General features: G+C 34.2%; 3 protein-coding genes. All 3 read left to right on the top strand.

Going from position 1 to position 3,412, the window contains the following annotated elements:
• Positions 1 to 455, top strand: a 455-nt coding sequence (locus tag DXD11_RS13985; protein WP_199688749.1) for an HNH/ENDO VII family nuclease, incomplete at its 5' end; no start/stop codon positions are given.
• Between the two features lie 3 nt (positions 456 to 458).
• Positions 459 to 878, top strand: a complete 420-nt coding sequence (locus DXD11_RS13980; protein ID WP_015533326.1) for an SMI1/KNR4 family protein — start codon at positions 459 to 461, stop codon at positions 876 to 878.
• A gap of 1,416 nt (positions 879 to 2,294) precedes the next feature.
• Complete coding sequence (locus DXD11_RS13975) at positions 2,295 to 3,362, top strand: hypothetical protein (protein WP_118758623.1); 1,068 nt, start codon at positions 2,295 to 2,297, stop codon at positions 3,360 to 3,362.
• Positions 3,363 to 3,412: the final 50 nt, after the last annotated feature.

Raw genomic sequence — 3,412 nt, 5'->3', positions numbered from 1 at the left:
TGTCTACTAGCAAAGGACGGGTGGAGTCTGAAAGAAGTATTACTTGTGAGGGTGGAAGTGGTTCTGTAATTTACACTTCAGTAGAATATGAAGGCACAGTTAAAGTTAATGGAGAAGTTAGAGATGTAAGTAGAAAGGTATATCAAAGGAATGATATAGATTTTGAGTATTTTGATGAGACAACAGGACTAACAAACTTAGAACGTATGCAGGCTGGCAAGCCTCCTATAGGGACAGATGGTAATGCTATTCAACTACATCATATTTTGCAAAAAGAAGCAGGACCAATGGTTGAGATTCGAGAGATTACACATCAAGAATATTATTCACAGTTGCATGGTCTTATCGAAGATGGAGCAAGTTTTAGAAATGATCCAATATTGAATAAGCAATATAATAATTTTAGACGTTCATATTGGAAATGGAGAGCAGAGCAAATCGTAGGAGGAAAATAAAATATGTATGATAAAATTGTTAAGATTATAAGTCAATATGAAGAAAAAGGTGATTTTACACATCCTAATGTAGATGATAAAGATTTATATGATGCAGAAAAAATATTAAATTTAAAAATTCCAGAGCAGTATGTTTGGTTTTTGAAAAATTATGGGCATGGTGGACTGGATGGCATTGAAACATTGGGTGTAGGTAAAAATGGCAAAATGATATTTGTGGAAAAGACACTAGAATTCAGGTCATATGGGTTGAATGACGATAAGATTGTAATAGAAAATTGTGACGAATGGATTTATTGTATTGATGTAAAAACTGGAGCCGTTATGATGTGGTCACAAGGAGATAAAAAGTACAAGATTAATTATAAAAATTTTATTGAATATCTAAATGATAGAATCAGTGATGCTATAGAAAATATGTAATATTTATAAAATTAAATTTAATTATGTCTATACTTTAGGACTTCAAAGTCCCTAACTCAAAAAGCTATTTTAATTTCTGCCTGTTCACGAAGTGAATGAAATGCAGAAATTAATAATAGCTTTTTGTCATTTACCTAAAGGGGAAAGGACACCTTATGGCGAAATTTGCCCCCAGGTATACAAAAGGATTTGTCCGACAATTTATTTCTAAGGTACGGTAAATCATTGATTTTACTGACTTTATTGCAAGCAGACAGATTTCATTCTTTCACAGAACTATTGTTTGCTAAAATACTCATAAATACTGTGAAATAGCCATTTTCAGCAATTGATATAAAATTATAACAAAAGATTTCGTTACAAGTTTGGCTGGTATCTACAACAGTATATTTTTATGAAAGTATATGCCAAAATCAAGACAATCCGACTAATTGTTAAGAAAATGCCTTATTCTGATATCTTGAATAATTTTAAGACCTAGGATAAGAAATTTAATCAGTATTGGTGTATTCATAAAACGCATATAAGTTGTTATCCTTGGAAACAGAGACAGGATTAGTAAGATTGGCATCTTTGCATATGCTGTTGCTACCCAGCCATATGGCACAGCACAGGGGGATGTCTGTTGCGGGTATTGATGGTATGTCAAAAACAGTCAGATAAATTTCAGCCTTTGAAGATTCACAGGTGCATACGTATAATTGCTGTTTTGCCCGTATTTTTGCCGATATCGACAGATTAAGGGATTTCTTAGCTGTGAAAGTGTCTGTCTTTGTTCGTAAAGAAATTTGGCTGAGACAGATGCTTAGAAATATTATGATTTTGTGAGATAATAAGGTTTGGTAGATACCCATTTGTATCGCATTTTAGAATGTTGTACAGATGGGTATTTTTGTTGTGGTCATATATTTTGATATTCACAGGTATCGTTTCAATGTAGGCTGACAGCGAGAGACCTTGCTATCTGTATGTATCCAGTGCCAATGGGGTATCATCTCACAGTTGATTTCATATCAACTGCAATCGTTTTAATCTGAATTTCTTTGAAATGACCTAATCTTAATTCGTTATGATTTTATCTGAAATAAATTCCACTTGAGATTCTACAAAATATTATAAGGAACTTTTAATGGAACTGCCGATTTCAAGAGTGACAGAAAATCAGTGACAAAAAGTCACGAAATAATTATACGTATCCATTTTATTTTGAAATTTCCTGTTATCACTGACTTTTAAAGCTTTTTTTTAAAATAAGTTGTCGACTGATAAAATTCATACTCCATTTTTGTCACAACTGATATTGCAACTGTTTTCTCTGGCATGGATTAATTTATGGAACTTCCATTCTGTAAGATTCAGATATTTTTATATTTTTTGTAACAAGAAATCATCTGTTACAGATTGGTGGTGAGAGTGATGGTATATGGAATTATTTCAGCAAAAGATAATCAGACGAGCCTCGCTTATTTTAAGAGTAAAAAAGTTTCACAGCTTGAACCGGAAAATCTAAAGGGAAGAGGACTCATAAAGGTCGATGGAGAAGTAATGGAATTCCAGACAGCGATAGCTACGGATAGGTGCGATGATATGGAACGTATAGAGTTACTTCGCAATATGTGTGCATCTATGGCTGAAGGAGCTACTGAGGTAGCGGAAGGTGTTCCTGAAATTCCAGAAAAACCTACGTGGGAGATATTCAAGAGGCGTAATGATGTTGCACAGATGTGTAATGGATATATGCTGCCGATAGGATATGACAGTGTAAGTGCGGAGGGATATGGAATAGACCTTAGGAGAACATTCTGCTATACAATTACGGGCAGAGCAAGAACTGGTAAGAAAAATGTTATGCGGTTATTGATGAATGCAGCACTGATGAGAAATGCAGATATAGTTGTTATAGAACATGGTTCCAATGAGTTCAAGCTTGATTCGGAATTGTTGGGAGCAACGTATATAGATAGCGAAGCAGCACAGGCAGATTACTTTACAATGCTGGTTCCAGAATTTGTGGAGAGAAATAAGTTTAAAAATCAGGTAAAGGAACAAGGCTATGATGAGAATGAAATATATAGCCAGATGACCCGGTTTAAGGAAACATATATTTTTATTGCAGATATGGAAGCGTTTTTAAATACATTGTATTCGCCGAGTGAAGGCATTACAAGAATTGTCCCATTTATAGAGAATGTTGTAGAGAAAGGCGCTCTGCACAACATATTCAGTATAGGGTTGATTGATACAGCAAGTCAGTCAGAATGTCGTGGACGAAAAGTATATGATGTTATGACTGGATATCATATGGGAATACAACTGGGTGGCAATTGTGCTGAAACTTCATTTTTTAATTTTACTAATCTATCATTTACAGAGGCAAATAAGATATACAAACCAGGTATAGGTATGATCCCACAGGATAATGATGATCGGAATGTATCGCAGATAATTATACCGTTATACAGGAGGCAGATAAAGCATGATTAAGTCCAGGTTGATTATGCCGGAAATAAATCAAGAATTTGATGTTCAATATA

This window comes from Coprococcus sp. TF11-13 (genome assembly GCF_003481085.1).
GTDB classification, from domain to species: Bacteria; Bacillota; Clostridia; order Lachnospirales; family Lachnospiraceae; genus Coprococcus; species Coprococcus aceti.
Note: the sequence above shows the minus strand (reverse complement) of the source record. Positions and strands in the feature narration are given on the sequence as shown.

What these genes read in the sequence shown, in the direction of transcription:
- DXD11_RS13980 (WP_015533326.1), top strand. Translation starts at nt 459, where the DNA reads ATGTATGATAAAATTGTTAAGATTATAAGTCAATATGAAGAAAAAGGT.
- DXD11_RS13975 (WP_118758623.1), top strand. Translation starts at nt 2,295, where the DNA reads ATGGTATATGGAATTATTTCAGCAAAAGATAATCAGACGAGCCTCGCT.